General features: G+C 57.4%; 14 protein-coding genes. 8 read left to right on the forward strand and 6 right to left on the reverse strand.

The window, feature by feature from the left end; translation table 11 throughout:
* The first annotated feature begins 51 nt into the window (after positions 1-51).
* Positions 52-1,380, forward strand: a complete 1,329-nt coding sequence (locus ACN0SD_RS18795; protein ID WP_417809738.1) for an aspartate aminotransferase family protein — start codon at positions 52-54, stop codon at positions 1,378-1,380.
* On the forward strand, positions 1,377-2,156 hold the full coding sequence (locus ACN0SD_RS18800; RefSeq protein ID WP_417809739.1) for a 3-keto-5-aminohexanoate cleavage protein: 780 nt from the start codon (positions 1,377-1,379) through the stop codon (positions 2,154-2,156). The genes ACN0SD_RS18795 and ACN0SD_RS18800 overlap by 4 nt, the downstream gene beginning before the upstream one ends.
* A 764-nt stretch (positions 2,157-2,920) precedes the next feature.
* Here ACN0SD_RS18800 and ACN0SD_RS18805 read toward each other — a convergent pair.
* From ACN0SD_RS18805 to ACN0SD_RS18825, 5 genes are all read right to left on the reverse strand, one after another.
* On the reverse strand, positions 2,921-4,744 hold the full coding sequence (locus ACN0SD_RS18805; RefSeq protein WP_417809740.1) for a TniQ family protein: 1,824 nt from the start codon (positions 4,742-4,744) through the stop codon (positions 2,921-2,923).
* On the reverse strand, positions 4,744-5,712 hold the full coding sequence (locus ACN0SD_RS18810; RefSeq protein ID WP_417809741.1) for a TniB family NTP-binding protein: 969 nt from the start codon (positions 5,710-5,712) through the stop codon (positions 4,744-4,746). Before ACN0SD_RS18810 ends, ACN0SD_RS18805 begins: the two co-directional genes overlap by 1 nt.
* A 2-nt stretch (positions 5,713-5,714) precedes the next feature.
* Positions 5,715-7,934 (reverse strand): Mu transposase C-terminal domain-containing protein, encoded by a 2,220-nt coding sequence (locus ACN0SD_RS18815; RefSeq protein ID WP_417809742.1) that lies wholly within the window; start codon positions 7,932-7,934, stop codon positions 5,715-5,717.
* On the reverse strand, positions 7,931-8,605 hold the full coding sequence (locus tag ACN0SD_RS18820) for a hypothetical protein (protein WP_417809743.1): 675 nt from the start codon (positions 8,603-8,605) through the stop codon (positions 7,931-7,933). The genes ACN0SD_RS18815 and ACN0SD_RS18820 overlap by 4 nt, the downstream gene beginning before the upstream one ends.
* An 844-nt stretch (positions 8,606-9,449) precedes the next feature.
* Entirely contained in the window at positions 9,450-10,280 is an 831-nt protein-coding gene (locus ACN0SD_RS18825) for a DUF3883 domain-containing protein (protein ID WP_417809744.1), read from the reverse strand.
* Between the two features lie 150 nt (positions 10,281-10,430).
* Here ACN0SD_RS18825 and hsdR point away from each other — a divergent pair, with 150 nt between their 5' ends.
* From hsdR to ACN0SD_RS18855, 6 genes are all read left to right on the forward strand, one after another.
* The gene (hsdR, locus tag ACN0SD_RS18830) at positions 10,431-12,881 is read left to right on the forward strand and encodes an EcoAI/FtnUII family type I restriction enzme subunit R (RefSeq protein WP_417809745.1); all 2,451 of its coding nucleotides are present in this window, start codon (positions 10,431-10,433) and stop codon (positions 12,879-12,881) included.
* A gap of 3 nt (positions 12,882-12,884) precedes the next feature.
* Positions 12,885-14,333: a type I restriction-modification system subunit M gene (locus tag ACN0SD_RS18835; protein WP_417809746.1), complete on the forward strand. Its 1,449-nt coding sequence runs from the start codon at positions 12,885-12,887 to the stop codon at positions 14,331-14,333.
* Entirely contained in the window at positions 14,330-16,039 is a 1,710-nt protein-coding gene (locus ACN0SD_RS18840) for a restriction endonuclease subunit S (RefSeq protein WP_417809747.1), read from the forward strand. Before ACN0SD_RS18835 ends, ACN0SD_RS18840 begins: the two co-directional genes overlap by 4 nt.
* Positions 16,036-16,506: a DUF6998 domain-containing protein gene (locus ACN0SD_RS18845; protein ID WP_417809748.1), complete on the forward strand. Its 471-nt coding sequence runs from the start codon at positions 16,036-16,038 to the stop codon at positions 16,504-16,506. The genes ACN0SD_RS18840 and ACN0SD_RS18845 overlap by 4 nt, the downstream gene beginning before the upstream one ends.
* A gap of 45 nt (positions 16,507-16,551) precedes the next feature.
* A complete protein-coding gene (locus ACN0SD_RS18850; RefSeq protein WP_417809749.1) occupies positions 16,552-17,505 on the forward strand; it encodes a GIY-YIG nuclease family protein in 954 nt (317 codons plus the stop codon).
* Between the two features lie 235 nt (positions 17,506-17,740).
* Positions 17,741-18,241, forward strand: coding sequence for a GNAT family N-acetyltransferase (locus ACN0SD_RS18855; RefSeq protein WP_417809750.1), 501 nt, complete (start codon positions 17,741-17,743; stop codon positions 18,239-18,241).
* Between the two features lie 193 nt (positions 18,242-18,434).
* Here the strand turns inward: ACN0SD_RS18855 and ACN0SD_RS18860 are convergent.
* The coding region (locus ACN0SD_RS18860) for a transposase domain-containing protein (protein ID WP_417809751.1) at positions 18,435-18,538 on the reverse strand (104 nt) is incomplete at its 5' end.

The raw sequence follows: 18,538 nt of genomic DNA on the forward strand, positions 1-18,538 counted from the left end.
AGTGCTGATGTCACGTCACCCAAAGCGCGTCTTCAAGCAAGGACTACAGTCATGAAAAGTCATATCTTCGGCAGATCCACCAAAGGCGCGCTGCCGGTCGCCACCAAGGGGGACGGCTGCTATCTGATCGATGCGGACGGACGCAGATATCTTGATGGCTCGGGCGGCGCTGCTGTTTCCTGTCTGGGGCATTCAAATCAGGCTGTCCGCGCCGCCCTGCACGCCCAGATGGACCAGCTTGCCTTCGCGCACACCGGTTTTTTCACGTCCGATCCGGCAGAGCGTTTGGCCGATCGCCTGGTCGAGAACGCGCCGGCGGGCATTGATCGGGTATATCTCGTCTCTGGCGGCTCCGAAGCGGTCGAGGCATCGATCAAGCTCGCGCGGCAGTATTTTCTGGAGATCGGGCAGCCCAAGCGCCACCGGGTCATTGCCCGCCGCCAAAGCTATCACGGGAATACATTGGGCGCTTTGGCAGCTGGGGGGAATGCGTGGCGTCGTACCCAGTTCGCGCCCCTGCTTGCCGACACCACCCATATCAGCCCCTGCTATGAGTACCGCGACCGGCAGGACGGCGAAACGCAAGAGGCCTACGGCTTGCGCGTGGCGAATGAGCTGGAAACCGAAATCCTGCGGCTTGGCCCTGATACGGTGATGGCCTTCCTCGCGGAGCCTGTCGTGGGTGCGACCTCTGGCGCGGTTCCTGCCGTGCCGGGATATCTCAAGCGTATCCGCGAGATTTGCGACCAATACGGCGTGCTGCTGATCCTAGACGAGGTGATGTGTGGCATGGGCCGTACCGGCAACCTGTTCGCCTGCACCGAGGACGGCGTCGCACCAGACATGATCACCATCGCCAAAGGACTTGGGGCGGGCTATCAACCGATCGGCGCGCTGCTGACCTCGGCCGCCATCTATGAAGCGATTGCGGCGGGCACCGGTTTCTTCCAGCACGGCCACACCTATATGGGGCACGCCTTGGCGGCCACGGCGGCCAATGCCGTGCTTAGCGAAATCCTTGACCGCGATCTGCTGGCCCATGTCACCACCCAGGGCGACAAGCTGGACGCAGCACTAAAGGCGCAGTTCGGCGATCATGACAACATTGGCGATATTCGCGGGCGCGGGTTGTTCCGCGGGATCGAACTGGTTGCCGACAGTAGCACCAAAGCACCGTTCGATCCGTCCCGTGGCCTCGCCGCGCGGATCAAGAAGGAGGCCTTTGCCGCCGGTCTGATCTGCTATCCGATGTCTGGCACAATCGATGGCCAATATGGCGACCACGTGCTGCTCGCGCCGCCGTTTATCATCGAGGATGCGCAGATCGATGAGCTGGTGGGCAAGCTATCAACGGCCATCGACAAGGCGCTTGCCGCATGACCGCACTGCCCAGATTTATGGTCGCGCCGAATGGGGCGCGGCTGACCAAGGCGGACCACCCTGCCCTCCCCGTCACCATAGAAGAGACGGTCGCCTGCGCCCTAGCCTGCCATGCCGCGGGTGCCGATGGCCTTCATGCGCATGTGCGCGATACCGAGCAACGGCATGTTCTGGACGTCGGGCTTTATGCCGAGCTTCTGAGCGAGCTCGGCCAGCGCGCCCCTGACCTCTATGTTCAGATCACCAGCGAGGCCGCGGGCCGCTTTACCCCCGCTCAACAACGCCATCTGGTCGAAACCCTGAAACCGCGCGCCGTGTCGGTCGCGCTGCGCGAGATCACGGCCAATCAAGACAATGCCGTCACCCGACGGTTCTTTGCCATGTGCGCCGAAGCGAAGATCGACGTTCAACACATTCTCTATGACGCCGCGGATATTGCCCATCTTGCCCGGCTTGTCGCGCAAGGCGATATCCCCCGCGACGGGCTGAAGACCCTGATCGTTCTGGGGCGTTATACCAGCGGCCAGACCAGCACACCCACGGAAGTCGCAGCACTGGCACAAAGGCTAAAATCGGCCTTGCCGGACGCCGACTGGGCCGCCTGCGCCTTCGGCCCTCAAGAAACCGCCTGCCTGATCGAGGCCATGCGCCACGGCGGCAAGACCCGGATCGGATTCGAGAACAACCGCTTGAACGCAGACGGACAAGTCGCGGCAAACAATGCCGAGAGGGTCACGGAACTGGTGACACAGGCCAAGCGCGCCGGATTTGAGTGACCGTTATCGTGAGACGCAAGTGAAGCGGGTTCGGTGAGGGTGTTGATCGCTGACTCGAAGCAACACCACACACAGGCGCGCGGCCTTGATTGTGCATTCAACTGCAGATCTTGGGGATCCGAAAATTGGACGCAATGGTTTGAGGAATACGGGTGAGGTTTTGTGTACAGACAACCGAATAATAGCTACTGAAGAAGCGTAAGTTATTGATTTTACTAAACCCTCTACATACGCAGGCCGACACAATAGATATTCGACAATCGATTAAAGTCCAGTATTCCGATCAATTAATACCGCGTCAAAAGCATTCGGAACATTACGTACCGGACACCCAATCACCTAAGGTCCAAGTTCACAAACAACTTGATTAAGAAAAACGAAAAATCGCCGCTCTATTCGAGCGGCGATTATCTTACAGCGTACATCTGAAAAGTAATAATAATCTCTTCTAAATGTCTATTTCGCAGGCTTACTTGCCCTTGCCCCCGCCGGCCGGGCCATTCGAACGACCACCGCCAGAGGGATTTCCAGTCTGCGAAGGCCATCCCCCGCCGTTACCTTGTCCTTTACCCATAAAATCGTCTCCTTTATTATAAATTAATACTGCTAACCTGTGAGGAGCGAATGCGGCCAAGTTGTGGCAAAGACACGCTATTATTTCACCATATTCAGACTCGATCCATTTGCATTCTATGCAACGATTTCGCCTCTATATGATAGCTGGGCCTCCAAAGAGAAAAGAAGAACTCGTAAGGCCCCTTATGTTAAGTGAATAGATCCAGATCGAGAACGCTGGCTCGATAGAAGTCCACACCAATCTCAGCTTTGTTCAAAACGGGCCGAATACCTCGACGCTTCAACCGGCCGACGACCTCTCCAACCTGCAGGCCATGGTGCTCGGCGATCCGCGCCGGATGAATGAAGTTGCGCTTGAAATTGGCAACGACCTCCGGATTGAGCCTTGGGATGCGGTGGGCATCATCCGGTCCAGTGATCCAGTGAACGGCTAAGCTCAGCTCCTCAGGACAGCGGTCCACCAACCGCCACCCAATGTCCTTCGGAATCTTCAGCGCACTGAAGGCGGCCATCGGTGAGAGCCCCTCCGTGCAGACTGTGGCATGCCGCTTAACCTCTACCGGATCCACACGGAGCGCACCTACCCCGTCCTTACCAGCCAGGTGAAAGACGCGTCCGAGAAATCCCCCGAGAACCATATGCACCACGGTTACGGCTCGTACTTTAGCCTTCTCCGCAGCTTTCGAGATCGGAACCAACCCATCAGTTTCGGCATTCAGTTTGCCCGCCCTCGCGTGCAGCTTACCAACCAGCATGGCAATCTCCTCGCAATCCACGGCCTTCTGGGTGTGCCCTCTGGTTCCTGGCTTCCCGTAGTAAATGGGAGTGATCAGCCGCTCTTCAAAAAGCTGATCCGTCAGCGGGCGAGCGCAAGCCAACGCATTGGGCAACGATATCACATGCACCATGCGTTTCACACGACTGGCGACCTCCCGCCCCTTTTGCACAGGGATCGGGTAATGGGCGGGCGCATTTTCGGGTATCACTGAAGCTGCTACCAACACGTCGGCGAGTGTCCGGGAATCGAGGTTCTGCTCCTTTGCGAGTGAAGCGACCGTATGAAGCTGACGTTCGCAAAGCGTTTCCCCCAGCACCTTGGTTTCGCCCGGCATGGCGATGTTCTCGGTGATGACCTCGCGGAGGATGCGCACGATGTCGCCCGGGTCCTTGAGGGACTTGGAATATGCGATCGCCTTGTAAAAGCACCCAAAGGTCTTTCGCGCTCCGGGAGTACCGGAAGCATCGGCGAATTTCCTGAACTGCGCTTCCAGGGCCTCGCGGATACCTGCTTCGCCGCGCGAAGTACATTCGAAGCCGACGCCACCTGCATGATCCCAGTCATCCGCCGTCAGCTCTGGCAATTTTTGCTCAGGCCCGAATTCCAGAAGTACCCCCAAAAGCTCTGTCGCTCTGACCGCCTGCTCCAGTGACTGCGCATCCAGCCATTCGGGACCAACTTTTCCGTTAAGACGGTTGACGGCATATTCTTGAAGTGGCGACACTGGGCGATGCTGTGCTTCGTCAATCAAAGCTTGAAGTTGTTCACCGCGCTCGGGAACACGGCGCTCAAGCTCGTGAAACGGATCGGCCCATTTGCGTTTGGCCCGGCGCATCAGCGGGATTTTATGACGTGGGCATGTCCTGACAACTGACAAGGTCCATAACCAGCGACCGCGGCGCCCAGCCTCTTCGTCATCTTCGGCAAGGCATGCTGGGCAAAACATAGTATGAGGATTCGTCAAAAACTCAGCGGTGACCAGCTCACCGCGAAGATCGTAGCGACGCTCCCCAACCGGGATGGCGACATTGGCGTGGAGCTCGCCGAGCGGAACACTGGAGAGCTCAGCCAAACGTGCAATTGCCCCTTCTTTATTGGCGGCCATGTCCTGCGGCTTGACCCCAATATCTTTCAGGAATGCGACAACCTCATCTCCGATATGAAACTTCGCCAATCGGCTTGCGTATGAGAGCGGGCTTTCGTCCAGAATAAATGGCAAATTAGGCAAAAGCATTAATACGCTCCTCCGGCGAACTTGGCCTCACTCAAATCGATCTTGGCCCAGTGGCGTGCAAGAAAGACGTTCTGGCCCATGCCACAGCCTTCTTGCATGCCCCAGCTCTCCGCGAAATGTTGCATGGTCAATTCATCGGCGTCAGCCAGAGCAGCCGCTTCAAGCGCCGCGAGGATGTTTTCCATGCAGCGACCGAAGCGGTTGCGGCTGGCGTGGACCAACCGATCCACAAGATCATCTTCTGAGGGCGGTCGCATGCCGACAGCGTGGCAGAAATCCGTAATGACACCAAACAGAGCCTTGCGATCAGAATGCGGGGAGACATCACCCAATGGCATCCGCCAGTAGCGGCGTGTGACCTGGGCATCACAGGATGCTATCTGCCAAAGGCTCTCGAGGCCACTCAACACGACGCTAACCGCTCCGTCGCCCTGCATCAGGTTGCGGACCGTTTTCAGGAACACGTCGATCTTGAACCTGCTGCCGGCGCCAAAGAGGTCATGGGCCTCGTCGATCCAAAGGATCGCCGTGCCCCGCAGTTTGAAGTGGTGCCGCACTTTACGCATGAGGTCATCTTCGGTGACGGAGTTTGAGCGCGAAACCGGATATCCGCTTGCGCCCAGGATCTCGATAGCGAGGCTTTTGGCTGTCGCCGGGCTGGGCACGCGAACCCCGACCCAAGGTTGATGGACCGCATCGCGCGGCTGAAGCGCTGGATGGTTTTTGAGACCATGGTAGACCAGAGAGGTTTTCCCGCCGCCCGCGGGCTCCACCACGGCGATACCACGGGCATCGCCATCCTTGGTGTAGAGCCGCGGCGCTGCGATCAGGTTGCCATGCTCATCGCGTTGTAAAAGCCGATCCAAATAGCTGCGGAACTGAACGTCCCGCGGTGTCGAGATATGCTTTTCCCGCAGCCGATCGACGGCTGCGAGTTTTGCGTTGATGGGTGAGATTGTCGTGTTCATGTTTATTTATCCTCCATGGACCAATCGCTGCTGTTGTCAGCCCCGTCGGCATCATCGCCTGGCTGAGAATCCGGAAATTGGATCGGACGAGGGTCGCCGGAAGAAGTTTCCGCAACGTCACCCCTACATTTGGGTTCAGAAGTTACCGAAGTCGCTGATCCGGCTGTTGGAAGGCTCGTTCCCCAGTTACTTCGGTCTTCCTCATAGGGGCTCTTTGGCTCCGTCTCGGATATCGTGAAACCGATGAACAGGCGGTCGTCTTCATAATCCTCACGTTTTTCGGACCAGTCCTGCATGGTGAGGCCGACACGTGTCATGGCGGCGCTATTGGTTTCCTTGATGTAGTCGAGCGCCTGGCGCACTACAGCAAAGTTGACCTCGGCAGCCTGGGCATTCTGCGCTCGAATTTCCGCAGCGGCGTTAATCCAGTCCTGTGCCGAAACACCCTGATACCGATCAAAGACTGCGGGTATCTCATACCACCGCCCATTCAATTCGGCCCAAATCGCCCCGATGTCCTCAGGATACCACCGGATTGCGACTTTGCGATCCTGCGACTTGGTCATGAAGCGTGCCAGAACATGTGAGTGATAGCGAATTCCCAAGATAGTAATCCCCTGCTTGGTCACAGAGCGTTCCCGCTCTTGGCCAAAAATCAAACGTCGACGCCCAAGATCAGGCGGGGGCTGGACCCCGTATTTCTCTACCAGCCGGTTCCAGCAATCCAACGGCGTCTCACCGTCCAGCCCGCTATGGGGCGAGCGGTGATAGACGTCGACGACGTATCGAACCAAAACCGTGCAGAACTCATCCGGGTTAAGGACCGCGCGTTCTTCGGATTCATAATCACCCCGCTTGACGCTGTTGCTAAAGGTGCGCCCGCTCAACCTGGGCATAAGCTGAGTTGCGAATGTACCGAACACCCGCTCGATGCGTCCTTTCAAATGCGGGTCGCCGGCCGGGCAGTACTCTACCGTTATCCCAAGGTCCGAGGTTCGGGCTTGGATCAAGCTTGAGATATTGTACGCCGCGCAATCCGTGACAATGACAGACGGCCACCCGAACTGGTTCCAAGCCGTGAGGCCACCACAGGCATCTCCCCAGACGCCCTTGTCTCGCATCATCATCTCGATCACGCGCAACGCGCTTTGAGAATTCGGCCTGCGCGATATGACCATCCCGACAATACAGCGGGTTGCGCAACAGATGGCTACGGTAACCCACCAGCGCGCTTTCTTCTTGTCGAGACCAAGCTTCTTTCTCTCCTCCTCGGTCAAATGGTGGTACAATCCACCTTCAGCCATGAGGGTGATCGCATCCACTTCCCACTCATCGAACTCGACCCTTTGCATAGGCCGCTCGACTTGCAGGCCCATGCCTACGGGGGCGAACTCACGGTTCGCTGCTTGGCGACCATGCCGAGACAAGGTCACGTCAAACGGGTCGAGCTTGCGGATTGCCTGGCGCACGGTCTCGCGCGACGGGCAGACGATTTTCGGCTCGCCCTCAGTTCGGCGCCGCTCATTCTCCTCGGCAAACGCGGTTTTCACGTTATCGAATATGATTTTCTGTGACGGCCGCTGGTCGTTAAGGTAGTTGCTGACAACCTTACCCATGAGCATCAACTCGTCAGCGGTCATCCGGCGATCCCGGTTCCCGCGCTCCGCGCTCTTATCGTAAAGACCAGGCAGGCCGAACCGACGCTCCCTCCTTTCCCATTCCAGCACAGTTTTCGCGCCCAGCTTTTTGGGAACAGCGAGATATTCGCTGTCGCCCTCGGGCTGTTCCTTTTCCATGATTTCGCCAGCCCGCATCCTGATGTACCCGAGGACTGGGCTGACAGACGTGGCGATCCGAGTGACGTCGTTGGTTTTGTCATTCAGAAGTTCACGGAAGGCTTTCACCACAGCGAAACGCATGCTTGCTTTCCTCTGCGCCTTAGCGCCGCGCAGTGAAAGGAGATCACCCTCCGGCAGAAGGCGCTGGCGTAGTTGCTCAGGCTGGAATTCGTTTGGTGTGCACTCAAAATTGCCAACCGCAAGGTAGCGGCTGATTTCGGCATTGGTCATAACCTGGGGTACGCCCGTGCCTTTCGCCGCGACGAAAATGTGCCCCTCCTCTCGGGTCTGAAAGTAACGGTGAGGCTGCCCGCCGATGACGATGCCATCATATTCGGAGAACGAAAACTTGGGCTGTACGGAACTGGGTGTGGTGGCGATCATTTGAAAATCCTCCGGCAGACGTAAGCTTCGTGCGCGATACGCACCTTGACGACGAGTTTAAGTTCGTGGGAGCGAATCAGCCGAACAATGGCCCGGAAGCCCCGCGCGCCGAGACCTATGGCATCGACCAGATCCTGGATTTGCACCGAGGCGACCATTTCATTCATGATCCTGCGTCCAATCGCGTCGGCCTCAGGATCGGGACGGCGCATTTCGTGCATCATCTCGGCGTTGAAAAGTTCGACAGGGTCGAGATCCCTCTCGGTCATAATGACCACATCATCTGCAAAATCCGGCGTCACCTGAGCTGCAATCTGTGCCAACTCGCGTTGAACTTTCGGCTGGCGACGGCGGTATTCGGATTTCACCATGATCGCCCGGCGAGAGCCGTCGGCCATCAGAACACGGAAATCGAAATGATGCGTCGCAGTTTTGCCGTTCGGCTCCACCCATTTGAACGGCACCTGGTTCTCCAGGCCAGCCACATCAGGTCGTGCGATGGTCACCAGAGCTGTGCACAGTTCGGTGTGGCTCTCGATAGCCATGGTTTGACCTTCGTCAGGCCCGAAAGTGAACTGACCGGTGAAATGTTCGCGGCGACCTTTGGCGACTTCCCGGGATGTCTGAATCCGCTCTGGCATCTTGAGGCCGCCATCTGACAAGTAATTCATGCTTTTTCCTTTTGGCATGAGGATATCGCTCGCCGGAATTCACTCCGACGCTGCCCAAAGGCGGCGATACCGATTTCTGGTTTTGTTTGTGTGGACTCCTGAGGATTCAGGTGGTCCTTGCTGCAAGCTTCACATCGGATGGGCTTGCGTATTTTTGTGGCTTATTCTGTTTCCTTGACCATATCGTTCATCTCCTCTTGGCTGTGGCCTCGCAATCGTCGCCGAGTTCCGACGTTGTTGACTGAAAGGTTGGCTGACAGCCTGTTTCACGAAGAAAAATTTGCGTCCCGGTCGGTGTGATCTGCCGGTCAGCCTTCGCTTGAGGACGAGAAACTACCCATTGCGCGCTCCCCAACAACAGCTGATTTTGCGCGAAATAAATTTGTCGAAATCGTTTCCGTCCAAAATAAAGTGATCCCAAGGGGCTTTTGCCTGACCGATAAGTTTCTGATTTTCCATCTTAAAATAGAATTGCGCTCGAGCGACGCCTCATAGACGATCGCGTGAAAAAATTTAATCGCTGACGAAATCGCCTGTAATGGCCTCAATCACTCGCCAGGCAAAGGGTAAATTTGCAACAGTTCTCTCGGAATATCGAACGCGGTGAAAAGACCAGGGGCCGACAAGGCTGCAAAACGATTCGTAAGGAGGCGTGTCAGCCCACCGCGAGAAGCAAAACGCCAGCAACGAATGGCGTTTTCATCAGCGGTATTTTTGCGTCACTGCGCAGAATGTATCCAATCTCGAACGGTCTCATCGTCTCCCGCTGCGACCACTGCTTGCCGATCTCTCGAGATCAAAATGACAGATACCACATACATGCTGGCTTATCGTCAGCTTGCAGTCATCCAAAGCTGGCTTGGAAACTCGTCGCAGTCAGGGATACGTGCGCTTGAAGCGGTGGCCGTAACTCGAAAGCCTTTGGATCGCGCGCAAACTCATAGACACGTAGCAAGTGCCAATGCTCCCGCCTTTCCTCCGCAACCTCCAGTTCGTTGCGGGAGATATGAAAAGGTGTGCGTTCCCACCCGTTCGTCGTTTTGACTTCGATCAGGCGATCATGCCCCTCAGGTGTGAAGCTGGCAATGTCGTAGCCCAACCCGTCGCCGTCTTCCTTAGATACCCAGCGCACCCGCGCCGCGAGGTCATTCCGGCCGTACTGGGTTAGGGTCGCGCGCTCATGGTGAAACACCCGCTCCTCACCGGCATATCCAAGCGCCCGGTTCCGTTCGTCACGGCCGACGGCATCAAACCGCCGGGCGATGCGCTGCATCTGCTCCAACTCATCCGGAGGTGGCGCATTTCGAAGGGTTGGCGCGACACCGATGAAGAGAGGCGCAGCCTCAGCCAATCCCCGTTGTGCTTTACCGTGAAGCGCCATTTCCCACTCAGGATTTCGTGCCAACCAACGGGCGGCGGCTTCGGCCAGCGACATCTGGAAGTTGAACCTTGGTGCATAACCTTTGATCGTTGGCAGTCCAAAGCCCCGCAAGGCGGCGGAGATGTTGCACATCTTGAATTCAATGGAACCTCGACTGCGACCGATCTGATCTTGCAAGGAGCGGTTCTGGGCGGCCTTGTTGTAACGACGACCCGACAGCTCGTCGCTGAGCATAGCAAAATACCCCGCGACGATCATATCGTTCTCAATATCGGACCAATCAGCAGTTGTCATTGTGCCGACGTTAATCCGCGCGACTCAGCGTGTCAGGCGAAAAGCGCTGGAGCGCGTTTCAATCTTTGCGATAGCGCACGCTTGTCATGTTCGCGTATTCCGAAGTAGCGTCTGGAGATACTTTTTAGATTTCATTTTCGGCAGGATAACATGGACAAGCGGAGCCTAAGTGAGCGCGATATATGCACAAAGTTCATCACTCCAGCTCTTGTATCAGCAGGCTGGGATGTTAACAGCCAGATCCGCGAAGAGGTAAGTTTTACCAAGGGCCGGATCATTGTTCGCGGGAAGATGGTCAGCCGCGGCGAAGGCAAGCGTGCTGATTACATCCTGTCAGCAAAGCCCAATATCCCTATAGCTCTAATCGAAGCGAAAGATAACAAGCAGCCCGTCGGCGGGGGCATGCAACAGGCGCTTGGCTATGCAGACACGCTGGATATCCCGTTCGTGTTTTCATCGAACGGCGATGGCTTTGTCTTTCACGATCGGACTGGATCTTCATCCATGGTCGAACAGTCGTTGGGCTTGGATGAATTTCCCAGCCCCCAAGAGCTTTGGCAACGCTACAAAGCTTGGAAAGGGCTGTCCGACGCTGAAGAAAAGATAGCTCTTGAGGACTACCACGATGACGGGTCGGGCAAGGAACCGCGCTACTATCAGGTCAATGCCATTAACAAGACGATGGAGGCAATAGCCAAGGGGCAGGATCGCGTCCTTCTGGTCATGGCGACTGGCACCGGCAAAACTTATACGGCCTTTCAGATCATCTGGCGTTTTCGACAGGCGTTTCCTGGGAAACGCGTTCTGTTCTTGGCAGATCGAAATGTCCTTATCGACCAAACCATGGTCAACGATTTCCGTCCCTTCAGTGGCAAGATGGCGAAACTGTCGACCCAGTCAAAGACCATCGAGCGGCCAGACGGAACCAAGGAGAGCGTCACGCTTGCGATGGACAATAAGCGTCGCATTGACTCCTCCTATGAAATTTACCTTGGGCTCTACCAAGCCATCACCGGGCCGAACGAAAGCCAGAAGATCTTCCGTGAGTTCTCCAAGGACTTCTTCGACCTGATCATCATCGACGAATGTCATCGGGGGAGCGCATCGGCGGATTCCGCTTGGCGGGAGATCCTCAATCATTTCTCTTCAGCCGTACAGATCGGCCTGACGGCGACCCCCAAGGAAACGGAATACGCGTCGAACATCGACTACTTCGGGCCGCCAGTCTTCAGCTACACCTTGAAGCAAGGCATCCGCGACGGTTTCCTTGCGCCCTACAAAGTCATCAAAGTCCATGTCGACCGTGACGTTCAGGGATATCGCCCGGAAAAAGGCCAACTAAATCGGGATGGCGAAGAGGTCGAGGACCGCATTTACAACGCCAAGGATTTCGACCGCACACTGGTTTTGGACGACCGCACCAAGCTGGTCGCGCGAAAGATAACCGAGTTCCTCCGCGAAAGCGGCGACCCCATGGCCAAGACCATCGTGTTCTGCGTGGATCAAGAGCATGCAGCGCGCATGCGGCAAGCGCTGGTAAACGAAAACGCTGACCTCGTCGCAAAGAATGCGCGATACGTGATGCGGATCACCGGGAACGACAAAGAGGGGATTGATCAACTTGGGAACTTTATCGATCCAGAAGCTACATACCCAGTGATCGTTTCAACGTCCAAACTCCTCTCTACCGGTGTAGACGCCCAGACCTGCCGCCTGATCGTGCTCGACCGCGAAGTCGGGTCCATGACGGAGTTCAAGCAGATCGTCGGGCGCGGCACGAGGGTGCATGAAGATACACGCAAGCTGTTCTTCACGCTGATGGATTTCCGCGGTGCCTCCAGCCATTTCGCGGATCCGGACTTCGACGGCGAGCCTGTTCAAATCTACGAACCCGGTCAGGATGACCCTGTGACCCCACCGGATGAAACGCCGGAGAACGAAGGCGCGTCGCGCAGTGAGACACCCGCGGAAAACGAGACAATTCTGATCGATCCGAATAACCAGAACCTCACCAACGATACCAAGACCGGCCCGCGCCCCAAGGTTTACATCGATGGCGTAGGCGCTGACATCGTAGCCGAGCGCGTCGAATACCTTGATGAGAACGGTAAGCTCATGACCGAGTCCCTCCGCGACTACACGCGCAAGGCTATGCGCCAGCGCTTTACCAGCCTTGATGACTTCTTGCGACGTTGGAAGCAGACAGAGCGTAAACATGCGCTTATCGAAGAGCTGGCCGAAGAGGGGCTTCCCCTCGATTTGATCGCGGACGAGCTGGGGTTTGACCTCGACCCATTCGACCTGATCTGCCATATCGCATTTGATGCCAAGCCTCTGACCAGGAAAGAGCGGGCCGACAATGTGCTCAAGCGAGACGTGTTCACCAAATACCGCCCGCAGGCTCGCGCTGTTCTTGAAGCCTTGCTTGAAAAATACTCCGACGACGGCGTCATCAGTATAGACGACCCGAAGATCCTGAAAATCAATCCATTCTCCGGCATGGGCACCGAGGTTGAACTGATCCGCGCCTTCGGCAAAAAGAACGACTACATTCGCGCCGTGCATGAGATGCAAACGGCGCTTTACGAAGAAAGTGCTTAACCCATGTCCGTCCGCAACCTCGTCAAATCCATCCAAGACATCATGCGCAAAGACACTGGCGTCGATGGTGATGCCCAGCGCATGTCCCAACTGGTCTGGATGTTCTTCCTCAAGATCATGGATGACCAAGACGAAGCGCTGGAAATCACCCAAGACGACTACACCTCGCCCATCCCCGAGGACCTGCAATGGCGGGCCTGGGCCGCGGATCCCGAGGGCATCACCGGCGACACGCTTCTGGAGTTTCTCAACGACGAGCTGTTCCCGCGCCTCAAACAACTCTCTCCGCAAAAAGGCCCCCGCGCCAAGGTCGTGCGCGATGTCTTTGAGGACGCCTACAACTACATGAAATCCGGCCAGCTTCTGCGGCAGGTGATCAACAAGATCAACGAAGTCGATTTTAACAATCTCACCGAACGCCAGCACTTTGGCGACATCTACGAACAGCTGCTGAACGACCTGCAAAACGCAGGCAACGCGGGTGAATATTACACGCCCCGTGCGGTTACCGCCTTCATGGTTCAGCAGATCGACCCCGCACCGGGCGAGGTCCTCTTTGACCCCGCTTGTGGCACTGGTGGCTTTCTGACCTGCGCCATGCGCCACATGCGTGACAAGCACATAAAGCGCCCCGAGGACGAGACGCTGATGCAGGCCTCCCTGCGCGCGGTCGAGAAGAAACCCCTGCCCCACATGCTTTGTGTTACCAACATGCTGCTGCACGGGGTGGAGGAGCCATCATGGGTGCGCCATGACAACACGCTCGCCCGCCCGCTGGTCAGTTGGGGACAGGCGGACAAGGTCGACATCGTCCTGTCCAACCCGCCCTTTGGCGGCAAGGAAGAGGATGGGATCGAAAACAACTTCCCCACCTTCCGCACCCGCGAAACCGCTGACCTGTTCCTTGCCCTGATCATCCGCTTGCTGAAACACAATGGCCGCGCCGCCGTGGTCCTGCCCGATGGCTCGCTCTTTGGCGAGGGCATCAAGACCCGGCTCAAGGAGCACCTGCTCGAGGAATGCAACCTGCATACCATCGTGCGGCTGCCGAACTCGGTCTTCAAACCCTATGCCTCCATCGGCACCAACCTGCTGTTCTTTGAAAAGGGCACGCCCACGCAGGACATCTGGTATTGGGAACACCGAGTCCCCGAGACGCAGAAGGCCTATTCCATGACCAAGCCGATCCGGCTGGAGCATCTGGACGACTGCGCCGCATGGTGGGGTGGGCCTACCCGCGAGGGGCGGCAGGAAAGCGAGCGCGCGTGGAAAGTGTCGATTGACGAGATCCGCGAGCGCGGCTTCAACCTCGACATCAAGAACCCGCATGTGGAGGCAGAGGACTGGGGCGACCCAGAGACCCTGCTGAATGATCTGACCAAGGCGGAAGGCAAGGTCGACAGCCTGCGGGCCGAGCTGAAGGCCATCCTGACCGAGGCGCTGGCCCGATGAACGCGGAACGGTTGCTGCAGGTTTACGAGCAGATCAGCGAAGCGCCGGACGCCATCGCACGGCTGCGGCGGTTTGTGCTGGATTTGGCGGTGCGTGGAAAGCTGGTGGAACAGGATGCAGCGGATGAGCCTGCGTCGGTCCTCATGAAAGCGGCAAAGGCTCTACAGACCAAAGAAGGTGTCAAAATCAAAGCCGACCCGTTGCAGCCAAGCGAAACGCCTTTTCAGGCTCCGCTCGGATGGCTCTGGACGCGCGTCGGTGTGATTGCGCTGCAGACAGGTTCCGGCAGCACTCCGCGCGGCGGAAAATCCGCATATGCGGATGAAGGAACGCCGTTTCTGAGATCCCAGAACATTTATGATGATGGTCTCCGCCTTGATGACGTCGTATTCATCAGCGACGAAACCAACCAAAAAATGAAGCGCACGCAGGTCAAAGCCAAGGACCTGTTGCTGAATATCACTGGCGGCTCCATCGGTCGCTGCACATGTGTTCCCGACAAGTTCGCGGGCGCAAACGTTAGCCAGCACGTAGCGATCATTCGCACTGCTGCTTCTGGCACGGAGGACTACCTGCACCTTCTCATTCGGTCGCCGTTTTTCCAGGGATACGTGATTGGAGAGCAGACCGGCGCGGGGCGTGGCGGACTACCGAAGAACCGTATGGACCGCATCCCGGTTCCGCTTCCACCTCTCGCCGAACAGCACCGGATCGTCGCCAAGGTCGATGAGCTTATGGCACTCTGTGATCGGCTGGAGGAGGCCCGCAAGTCGCGGGAGGAGCTGCGCGACAAGCTCACCGCCGCCAGCCTCGCCCGCCTGACCGCCCCCGATACGACTCCAGAGGACTTCCCCACCCACGCTAACTTCGCCCTCGAGGCACTCCCCGCCCTCACCACGCGCCCCGACCAGATCAAGACCCTCCGCCAAACCATCCTAAACCTCGCCGTCCGTGGCAAACTGGTGGAACAGGATGTAGCGGATGAACCGGCAGCGGAATTACTGCGGAAGATCGACGGTGAAACGCGAAAGAAAAAAGCGGCAAAAGTGGGGAGTGATGACCTTCTATTCTCCATCCCTAAAGGCTGGGCGAGTGCGAGAGTTCAGGACGTAATCCAGCCGGATAGAGAGATATCTTACGGCGTCATCAAACTCGGAAATGAGCCAACGTCGGGGGGAATTCCAACGCTACGCTGTAGCGATGTGCGGCCGGGCTACATTGAAACCCGAACTGTCAGGAAGGTCCAGGAAGACATCGAAGCGCAGTATATTCGAACCCGATTGGAAGGCGGCGAGGTGCTGATCAACATCCGCGGAACTTTGGGGGGCGTAGCCCACGTGCCAAAAGCTTTGGCTGGGTACAATATTGCGCGCGAGGTCGCAGTCGTACCGGTCTCTGAGAAAATATCAGCTCAATACATTGTCTACCTGGTGCTTTCACCATTCTTCTGGGATCACATTCAGGGGAATCTGAGGGGGATCGCCTACAAGGGCTTGAACCTCGGAACGCTTAGAGCGCTGCCAATTCCGATCCCACCTCTTGCCGAACAACACCGCATCGTAGCCAAGGTCGACGCCCTCATGGCCGTTTGCGACCGGCTGGAGGCCGCCCTGACCACCGCCGACACCACCCGCACTCACCTCCTCGAAGCCCTCCTCCACGAAGCACTGGAGCCGGCGGCAACCGCCCTGGAGGCCGCCGAATGAGCGAGAACGTCGACTGGGCGCGCGTCACTTGTCTGCTCGACGATCTCTACACCGCGGCTGATGGCCTCGAGCGAATTTTTCCCGGTCGGAAATTCACCCTCGACGGTCATCTTATTGGAAGCATCGGTGAAGTCGTCGCCGCCTACATGTTCGACCTCAGCCTGAACCCGGCCTCCACCCAAGGTCACGACGCCCGCGCCCGTGATGGCCGGCAGGTCGAGATCAAGCTGACCCAGGGCCGTGGCGTCGCTATCCGCCATGAGCCCGAGCACCTGATCGTCCTGCACCGCCCTGTCGGCGGCCCGATCCGCGTGGTCTTCAACGGCCCTGGTCCCGTCGCCTGGGCCGCTGCTGGCGCAATGCAAAAGAACGGCCAGCGCCCGATTTCGCTCTCCCGCCTGACCGCACTGTCGAACGATGTGTTCGACCAAGACCGCCTGCCGGTCCTGCGCCCTCCGCCTGTATGATCCCATCGGGGTTTCGAAGCCCGCCTGACCAAGGAAGTCCACACAATGAGCAATGGCCTGCCAGACGGCAAACGCATTCGCATCCGTTCCTTCTACGGGTTCAGCCCCGAAGAGGATGGCTATGTCGGCTGGTCCAAGGAGACCGACCGCGACGCCTACCTGCGCAAACTCAGCGATGGCGACCTGATCATGATCTACGGCGCCAGCACTTCCGAGACGGATAAGGCCGAGCGATCCTACGTTCTTGGATTTCTCGAGATCGAGGCACGCGCGATCCGTGACGAGGATAAGGCCTCGGACTTCGGAATGGAACGCAAACGCGAACGAGGCTGGTTGGGCCGATGGAGCTACGCTATCCCGGTGCGGCGGGCGTGGCGTACTGAGGAGAAGCTGCTGATCAGCCAGATCGCGTATCGCTCCTATCGCGCAGAGGCCGGGCAGGCTCTGGCCGTTCATGGTGCGGAACTGGATGACGACGAGATCGCACAGGCCCTGAAGATCAGGGTTCGGGAGGTCAACGTCTTCGGCGAACCCCCGGTGGAAACGCAGGAGTCGAGGACAATCCCGTTCGGCCAAGTGTTCAAACCATCCCGGGCTTTCCCTGGCAGCCATGGCGAGCGTACGGTTAACTACGAGGACGGCGAGGCCTACGTCTACCTCGCCGTCTTTGAAGGTGACGGGCACGCGCTGCTCAATCGACGGAAGGAGTTCGGTGACAAGTCCGTCGCCATGAAGATCGGCGTTTCGAACGACACGAAGCGGCGGCTGGCGGAATTGAACGCAGGGATTCCCCCGGCTGCCAGCGGCAAATGGATGATCTCCATGATCTCGCAGCCCTTCGCAGATAAGAAATCAGCCGAAACGAGCGAAGCGCTTTTCAAGGAGAAAGCCCAATCTCGACTGGAAAGCTTGGGGCGAGAGTTCTTCTGGGGTCGGCTTGACGAGGCCAACTCCATCTTCTGGTCACTGCCCGGTACGGCTCGGTTTTCCACGAAGTAGGCCGCAGTAGTCTTACGGAAACGTCGGGCGGGGAGTTGCCGTTCGCTGTGCAGCATACCAAGGGCAGGAGTGTGCAGAACGCTGCCGCTACATAGTTGCGAACTGTAGTCGCCCTTCGGAACCTGACCGGCCCAAACTTGCCGTCTGTATAAGGAAGCGCTGCTTCATTACAACTTCCCCAAAACGGTCATCCGGTCTAAGTAGCTTTCAAACTTAAAGTTTGATCCGAGCCCGTATGATCGAGTACAGAACCCTTTTTGGTGAGACGGCCACAGAAGAAGAGTTGGATACCTTCGTCGAGTTGGTTGGGTCAGGCGGTGCCGTTAATGAGAACTATGTCCGGAGAGGCGCGGTAAGACCGGGGGCTCAAATCGTCTTCGCAGAAGTCGATGGCCAAACGATTGGCGTTGCTGCCTTGAAAGTTCCGTCGGTTGGATACCGATCTGGCCTTCAAGAAGCCGCAAAGGCCGGCTACTCGCTACCGGAAAGCGAATATCCGCGCGAGCTCGGCTATGTCTCAGTTTCGCCCGAACATTCAGGCCAAGGCATAGCGAAAGCATTGGTGGCAGAAGTGATGCGCCTTGCGACCGGAAACGGCGTCTTTGCGACCACGAGCAATCCCACGATGAAAATGGGTGTGCTACCGTCCTTCAAATTCGTCCCTGTTGGAAAGACTTGGGAAAACGGATCGGGAGACATCCTCAGTCTTTTCGTTCGGAATTCACGAACGAAATAACGGCACCCAATCGTGTCCGGCCCCAAACTGGACATTGACTTGAGCATCGCCAGCGATCCGACGAGCAAGAGCCAGTACGAGATCGTCATATATCTTTGTGGTTGCAAAGATGGAGGCAAATGAGGACTGTAACGAGAAAGTACCTTTCAAAGGAACAGATCATCGTAAGCGTTCTCAGGAGGGCACTGTCGGGTCAGCTTGACGTCTTGAAGTTCCACGGGAGCAGATCGTCGATGCCGCTTTGTGGGTGACCATTGGCGATCGCTGTGAGGGTTGCCTTGAGATAGGCGAAGGGCT

Source organism: Thioclava sp., assembly GCF_048263065.1.
Classification (GTDB): Bacteria; Pseudomonadota; Alphaproteobacteria; order Rhodobacterales; family Rhodobacteraceae; genus Thioclava.

Excerpts from the sequence above, each read along its gene's own strand:
- ACN0SD_RS18795 (WP_417809738.1), top strand. The coding sequence starts at position 52 with ATGAAAAGTCATATCTTCGGCAGATCCACCAAAGGCGCGCTGCCGGTC.
- ACN0SD_RS18800 (WP_417809739.1), top strand. The coding sequence starts at position 1,377 with ATGACCGCACTGCCCAGATTTATGGTCGCGCCGAATGGGGCGCGGCTG.
- ACN0SD_RS18805 (WP_417809740.1), bottom strand. The coding sequence starts at position 4,744 with ATGCTTTTGCCTAATTTGCCATTTATTCTGGACGAAAGCCCGCTCTCA.
- ACN0SD_RS18810 (WP_417809741.1), bottom strand. The coding sequence starts at position 5,712 with ATGAACACGACAATCTCACCCATCAACGCAAAACTCGCAGCCGTCGAT.
- ACN0SD_RS18815 (WP_417809742.1), bottom strand. The coding sequence starts at position 7,934 with ATGATCGCCACCACACCCAGTTCCGTACAGCCCAAGTTTTCGTTCTCC.
- ACN0SD_RS18820 (WP_417809743.1), bottom strand. The coding sequence starts at position 8,605 with ATGAATTACTTGTCAGATGGCGGCCTCAAGATGCCAGAGCGGATTCAG.
- ACN0SD_RS18825 (WP_417809744.1), bottom strand. The coding sequence starts at position 10,280 with ATGACAACTGCTGATTGGTCCGATATTGAGAACGATATGATCGTCGCG.
- hsdR (WP_417809745.1), top strand. The coding sequence starts at position 10,431 with ATGGACAAGCGGAGCCTAAGTGAGCGCGATATATGCACAAAGTTCATC.
- ACN0SD_RS18835 (WP_417809746.1), top strand. The coding sequence starts at position 12,885 with ATGTCCGTCCGCAACCTCGTCAAATCCATCCAAGACATCATGCGCAAA.
- ACN0SD_RS18840 (WP_417809747.1), top strand. The coding sequence starts at position 14,330 with ATGAACGCGGAACGGTTGCTGCAGGTTTACGAGCAGATCAGCGAAGCG.
- ACN0SD_RS18845 (WP_417809748.1), top strand. The coding sequence starts at position 16,036 with ATGAGCGAGAACGTCGACTGGGCGCGCGTCACTTGTCTGCTCGACGAT.
- ACN0SD_RS18850 (WP_417809749.1), top strand. The coding sequence starts at position 16,552 with ATGAGCAATGGCCTGCCAGACGGCAAACGCATTCGCATCCGTTCCTTC.
- ACN0SD_RS18855 (WP_417809750.1), top strand. The coding sequence starts at position 17,741 with ATGATCGAGTACAGAACCCTTTTTGGTGAGACGGCCACAGAAGAAGAG.